The sequence below is a fragment of the Moorena sp. SIO3I6 genome, assembly GCF_010672095.1.
The window spans coordinates 1-3,682 of sequence record NZ_JAAHHU010000417.1 but is presented as its reverse complement, the minus strand read 5'-3'; the positions used below and the strand labels follow the sequence as shown (position 1 = coordinate 3,682).

Below are 3,682 nucleotides of genomic sequence, written 5' to 3'. Positions count from 1 at the left end.
TAAACCTTAGGAGAGTGGAGCCTTTATGGTTAGTCGGTTATGGGTAAAAGGGTTAAAACTTTATGATTAAGGCTCCACTCTCCTTACGGTAACTTCAAACCTTATTTTAAGGTTTCGTCTCCGGGCTGTGTGGGTCACCTGCGTCCACACCCTATACGCCCCCTTTCCCACGCTTCATACGCGGGTATAACGGGAGGGGAATTGGAGTTGAATGATGGCTGCCAACGCCAGTCTACCTGGGAAGGTTAATAGATATTTCCTATATTATAAGCAATAATTCGGAATTATAGCAGAAGTCAGAAGTCAGAAGTCAGAAGTCAGAAGTCAAACTCTTGCGCTTACTTAGGTTTGAGACTTTTGTCATGTCCGCGCCTGCCCTGGCGACTGCTATATTATCCTGACTCGAAGCTCCTGTCCCCTGGATTGGAGTCAACACCAGGAAACTTATGTGATCAAACTCACATTATGCTAAGCTCTTAGTCTATTTGGGGGTTTGATTCTTCCATAAAGACTATTTTTTAGCTAAATTATCTGGCTAAATAAAAGGTGCATACTAAAAACTCTATCTTAATCAACCCAATAATAAACCCAAGGGCGCTGGTGTGCCAGCGTGGCATTGTAAACGGAAATGAACGCAATCCAAACCCCTCACTCAACTCGGGTACCATCAAAACCTCGCCGAAGAGTTCCTCGAATCAAGCACCGTCCGCAGCGACAGTCTTACGGGGCAGTTGCTGGTGAAACTACGGCTAAGTTACTTGTTAACCTAGTTCTCTGTGCCGCTGCGATTACCGCACTAATGGAACTATTGCCTTATCATCTCTCACAGCAAGCCAAGTTGCGAGAAGTCAAACGAGAGGTGAAGCGAACTGAAAGACGAGTGAATAACTTGCGCCGTGAATTCAGTCGCTCTTTTGACCCCAGGCAAGCCCAGAAAGTAATGCGAGAGCAAAGCTTACGACGTGATCCGAATCAGGTTCAGGTCGTCTGGCAAGATCCAGACTGAGGGCCAGACTGAGGGCATGGAAATTAGTTATACTTCCGGTGGGCATAAACTGAGCTAAAGGTAATCGGTCCAGCTTGCTCGGTGCGTTCGCGTAGCGTGGCCTACGGCCAAACGCGCCCCGCGTCTCCTAGGTCGAATCGCTCTTTGGGAGGCAAGAGCTCATCACTAACCCCTTCAAGCTCTCAGTGGCTTAAGCAAATCATTGATCCAATTTTCCACTTTCTCGCGCAAGGAATCAGAAGAACCGGACTTGGGCAGCCACTTCAGAGCCTTTTGATAGTCGCTGATGGCACAGTTCCAGTCACCCCTGAGATGGTAAGTACGCCCTCTCTGGGCATAGACATGGTCTTCCAGGCATCCTAGCATTAGAGCCATGTCAAGGTTTTCTAGGGCTAAATCGTACAATCCCAATTCCCGGAAGGTGATCCCTTGGTTAATCCAGGTGCGGATATTTCCCGGATTGATATCAATAGCTTGCTCGTAGTCGGTGAGGGCTTCAGCCAGTTGCCCAACTGATGCATAATAATTAGCGCGATTGTTGTAAGCACTGTCCAATGTTGGATCAATTCGCAGTGCCTGATTGTAATCAAATAGGGCTTTGTAGGGCTGACCACTTTGGAAATACAGCAATCCCCGATTGTTGTAGTCTAATGCACTGGTGGGATTGAGATTAATCAACTGGGTTAACAATGCGATCGCACTGCTGTAATCCCCTTGTTTCACTTTCGAGTTTGCTAAGGTGCGCAGGCTTTTCACAGAGTGTATGTGGCTTTTTCTAGGCACTAGCTTCACTGGTGCTAAATGCCTGTGGTTTTTAGGGGACATTGGGAACCACTGTCGATTTTGGTTTTGCCGATTTAGAAAAGTAGGAGCATTCATATTTGCCTCAACCTCATTTGCAGCCTATCTAGATTCAACCTTACGGCTAACAGCACCCAGCTGGTTGGTCTTAATGTGTCACTTATTCATGCGTCTTTGGTGTACCCAAGAAAACCATCCAGATTGTCCCTCGGACTTGGGACTCTTCTTTGAAGACTACAGCAGTAATATGACAGTTTCCTGAAAGACGAATTAATTTTGTGGGGATTATTTTATAGAGGGGCTGGGAGTGGACACTTTTGGTAAGATGCACAATTCCCTAGGGGTTTGGGGTTTGGGGTTTGGGGTTTGGTTGTCATTACTGAAATGCAGCTATAGCAGAAAGCGGATAGATGTGTTCAAAATAGTATAGTTACTATTCCATAGCATCCACTCTCAGGAGGAAATCCTGTGCCATCCCTTCCCCCTTCAATTCCACCTGTGTCTTCGCCCCCAACCAACCCATGGCTGCGAATGGTAGGGATGTGGCTAGCAGTTGCTGTCATTGGTGCAGGGCTAGGTTGGTCATATCAAGAATGGCAAAGTTATCGAAATACACTATTACGCTTAGAAGAGATTCAGAAGCACCGATCAGAACGGGAATATGAAGAATGCATCAATAAAGCCACGACTATTCCTGAAAAGTCGCCTATATATCAACAGACTCAGCTTATTTTCGATGAGTGTGCCCAGAAACTATTTGGCAAAGCTAAGATACTAGCTGCAGCGAACCAATTTAAAGACGCAATTATCGAGGCCAATAAGCTGACCCCAGATAGTGTTCCTTACCAAGAGGCACAACAGATAATTAATCAGTGGTCTAAGAGCCTATTTCAGAAAGCTACCAAGCTGTATCAGGAACAAGGGAAGCTCAATGAAGCCATTGCTCTAACTCAAGTCATCCCTGAAACTACTCTGATTCGTCAAAAATTACCGGAGACCATTGCCCAATGGAAACAAGAGTGGGCTGTGAATGTATCGATTCGCAAACAAGCACTTCAAGCCCTGGAGGCAGGTCAATGGCAACAGGCTAAGCAAAACGCTAGGAGGGTGACCACTAGCTATTGGCAAAAGAAAGTTGAACCAATTATAGACAGGGCAGATGCTAAAATTTCTACCATAGAAGCCCACAAAGAAGCTCAACGAGTCAGACGACAAGCCCAGCAAGAGGCTCAACGAGTCAGACGACAAGCCCAGCAAGAGGCTCAACGCATAGCCAGAGAAAAAGCACAACAACAAGCTCAGGAGCAGGATCGACGTAGACAGCAATGCATTAAGCTGGTAACCAAATACACTGAAGAGAATGAGTGGGCTCTCAAAGAGTATGAAAGGTTAAGATGTGATGATTTTCCCCATGAGCTATTTTAACTAAGCCATCGGGTTGTTCTTATCCTAGAAACTAGGTCCATTGGATGGGCTTGATGAGGCATTAAGTACCAGAACTTAACCCAACATCTAACACCTCAGACCTAACACCTGACACATCATACCTCATACCTCACACCTCATACCAAGTTGCGGTCAAACGTACAACTTTCTCTTCCCCCAATCTCCCAATTTCCCTATCTCCTCATATTCCCCTCCTGGGAGGCAGGGCTGTTTCAAAGAAAAATAAGTTAACGAGAAAAGGAGATAGGGGGATAGGGGGATAGGGGGATAGGGAAATAGCTCAAAATTTTCCGAAAAATCCCCAAATTTAGTCATTAAAATCTGACTAATTAGCCGGCTTCAATCAACTCAAATGACTAACAATTCGTGATTCGGCTTTTGAGTATGGTTAGATAAATTTGGCCAAAATCACGACTATTCGCGCTCCTT

3 protein-coding genes are annotated in these 3,682 nt (G+C 45.7%); 2 read left to right on the top strand and 1 reads right to left on the bottom strand.

Features of this window, described 5'->3' with window-relative positions:
* Positions 1-628: 628 nt before the first annotated feature.
* Entirely contained in the window at positions 629-1,006 is a 378-nt protein-coding gene (locus tag F6K49_RS37130; protein WP_293030052.1) for a hypothetical protein, read from the top strand.
* 174 nt (positions 1,007-1,180) lie between these two features.
* Here the strand turns inward: F6K49_RS37130 and F6K49_RS37125 are convergent, their stop codons facing one another.
* Positions 1,181-1,885 carry a tetratricopeptide repeat protein gene (locus tag F6K49_RS37125; RefSeq protein ID WP_293030049.1) on the bottom strand — a complete coding sequence of 235 codons (705 nt, stop codon included), beginning with the start codon at positions 1,883-1,885 and terminating at the stop codon, positions 1,181-1,183.
* Positions 1,886-2,275: 390 nt separating this feature from the next.
* Between F6K49_RS37125 and F6K49_RS37120 the strand changes: the two genes are divergently transcribed.
* Positions 2,276-3,232, top strand: a complete 957-nt coding sequence (locus F6K49_RS37120; protein ID WP_293030046.1) for a hypothetical protein — start codon at positions 2,276-2,278, stop codon at positions 3,230-3,232.
* The last annotated feature ends 450 nt before the right edge of the window (positions 3,233-3,682 follow it).

Coding starts and splice junctions, on each gene's coding strand:
- F6K49_RS37125 (WP_293030049.1), bottom strand. CDS start 1,885: ATGAATGCTCCTACTTTTCTAAATCGGCAAAACCAAAATCGACAGTGG.
- F6K49_RS37130 (WP_293030052.1), top strand. CDS start 629: ATGAACGCAATCCAAACCCCTCACTCAACTCGGGTACCATCAAAACCT.